Annotated in this window: 1 tRNA gene; it reads right to left on the minus strand. The window is 46.0% G+C overall.

What is annotated here, in order from left to right:
• Positions 1–151: 151 nt before the first annotated feature.
• A tRNA-Glu gene (locus tag OGY19_RS02325) sits at positions 152–227 on the minus strand.
• Positions 228–291: the final 64 nt, after the last annotated feature.

Genomic DNA, 291 nt, shown 5'->3' on the forward strand with positions numbered 1-291 from the left:
TTTTCATTTCTTATTACGGAGAAATGAAACAGTGTGTCGTTTCAATTTTCAGCTTGATCCAGATTTTTAAAGAGCAAATATCTCAAACGTCACCCGAAGGTAAGTTTTGAGATATTAAGGCCGGCGACTTTCACTCACACAAACCAGCAAGTGGCGTCCCCTAGGGGATTCGAACCCCTGTTACCGCCGTGAAAGGGCGGTGTCCTGGGCCTCTAGACGAAGGGGACGTGTCAGTCTCAATCGCAAGACGCCTTGCTATTTACTTTTCATCAGACAATCTGTGTGAGCACT

The organism is Citrobacter sp. Cy070 (genome assembly GCF_030332245.1).
GTDB classification, from domain to species: domain Bacteria; phylum Pseudomonadota; class Gammaproteobacteria; order Enterobacterales; family Enterobacteriaceae; genus Citrobacter; species Citrobacter youngae.